Genomic DNA, 1,570 nt, shown 5'->3' with positions numbered 1-1,570 from the left:
TTCTTTGGAGTTAGCTAGTTGATTGAGTTCAATAAAATGAGAGCAAATTTCAAAGGCCTGCTATAAAAAAACTGGTTGAAGTCGCATTATCAATTCGGATTTTCTTCAGTGCCTGATACTCTTCGCAATTATACCAGTTCATTGCGGATTCCTTATCGGGGAATTTCACCAATACCATTCTAGTAGGTTCCCACAATTCGTTCTCAAGCACATTGATTTCACCACCTCTGGACAGATACTCACCACCATAACTTTCTATCAATGGTTTGACCTTCTCTTTGTATTTTCCATAGGCCTCTACATCATCGATTTTTACGTCCACTACTAGATAAACAGGCTTCATTACTAATGAATTCAATCAATTAGAATGTTTTGAGAAACACAATCTTTCTAAAAAACTGTGTTTCTTACCTTTAAAAATCTACTAAGCCAGTATTTTGATTAAAATCATCAACTAGTTTTTTTAGGTTAGCAAAATTTTGTACAAATAATCTGACACTTAACTTACGAGTGAAGTGTTGTGTCGTACTACTGAAGAGATTTCACTTACTTCAGTGACACCAATTCCTGACCTTTTCGAATGTTCATGTACAAGATCTTCAGATGTTGCATCATATACACAGAAAATAGCACCCGCTGTTACGAAGCTTTCAATTTGCTTAATGTCTTTGCCCTCATTTCGCATTTCTTCAAGAACGCTTTCTGAACCCTTCCCAATTTCGTTAAGCTTATTTTTTGGAATATCTGAAGCACCCGGCATTTCTCTTTTTATCAGAAAATGACTCATATGATCCTTAAAATGAGAGTTATATTCAACCGACTAATTCGAATGAAAAAATACCATCGAACACTAATTTTTGAAAAAAGCAATCAAAATGAACCAACTGTATGAACAGTCAAGCTACCAACTGGTTGAATTTAGTTGACAATGATTTAGTCAATACCTATCTGGGCAACTGGTCGTATGTTCTGAGAACACTAGAATTGAAGGTGAGCTTGCCGGTCAGGATAAGGGAGAGTTGAACTATGAGAAGATGCTGAGTTCTTCGGAGTTAGTTGCTTGAATCAGGGTTTTTCTTAAGCCGCTGAGTAATCTAACCCGACAGAGGTAAAGATTAATACAGACCTTTATTGAGCATACAATGATATCTTTGAGCTCAGAGGACCCAATAGCTTCAAAACCCCGCAAAATATCCTTACAAAACGACTCTTTTAAACAGGAAAGTTTCTCCCCAAAATCGCCCCTGATGTGTTAGTGTAGATTTTTGCTACATACCTAGATCAATACGTGAAGTCACTGTGTAGTGGTTTCCCAACAGGCGATGTGGCTATTACAGTGGTTTTGGGTGTTCAATGATATTCTGAGTGCGCCTGTTTTGCGCCTAGATTCGATTTTGGAGGGATTGGTAGAAGATAAAAGGAAGCTAACTGACTGATTCGACTGGCTCCCCAAGCTGGACTCGAACCAGCGACCCAATGATTAACAGTCATTTGCTCTACCAGCTGAGCTATGGGGGAACTCATCGATAATCAACGAATATATCTGACTGTTTCGGAAGTGCAAGCAGTT

Annotated in this window: 2 protein-coding genes and 1 tRNA gene; all 3 read right to left on the bottom strand. The window is 38.2% G+C overall.

Annotated features, from left to right (window positions below; genetic code table 11):
* Positions 1-49: 49 nt before the first annotated feature.
* The 3 genes from P8O70_20795 to P8O70_20785 all read right to left on the bottom strand — a co-directional run bounded on the left by P8O70_20795 (position 50) and on the right by P8O70_20785 (position 1,518).
* Positions 50-343: a DUF1330 domain-containing protein gene (locus P8O70_20795; protein MDG2199278.1), complete on the bottom strand. Its 294-nt coding sequence runs from the start codon at positions 341-343 to the stop codon at positions 50-52.
* Between the two features lie 156 nt (positions 344-499).
* Entirely contained in the window at positions 500-787 is a 288-nt protein-coding gene (locus P8O70_20790) for a DUF4242 domain-containing protein (protein MDG2199277.1), read from the bottom strand.
* Between the two features lie 655 nt (positions 788-1,442).
* Positions 1,443-1,518 (bottom strand) — tRNA-Asn (locus P8O70_20785).
* Positions 1,519-1,570 lie beyond the last annotated feature (52 nt).

The sequence above is a fragment of the SAR324 cluster bacterium genome, assembly GCA_029245725.1.
Lineage (GTDB): Bacteria > SAR324 > SAR324 > SAR324 > NAC60-12 > JCVI-SCAAA005.
This window is presented reverse-complemented; position numbering and strand designations above follow the sequence as displayed.

Bases quoted from the DNA above. Each gene is read 5' to 3' on its own strand.
- P8O70_20790 (MDG2199277.1), bottom strand. From the start codon at position 787: ATGAGTCATTTTCTGATAAAAAGAGAAATGCCGGGTGCTTCAGATATT.
- P8O70_20795 (MDG2199278.1), bottom strand. From the start codon at position 343: ATGAAGCCTGTTTATCTAGTAGTGGACGTAAAAATCGATGATGTAGAG.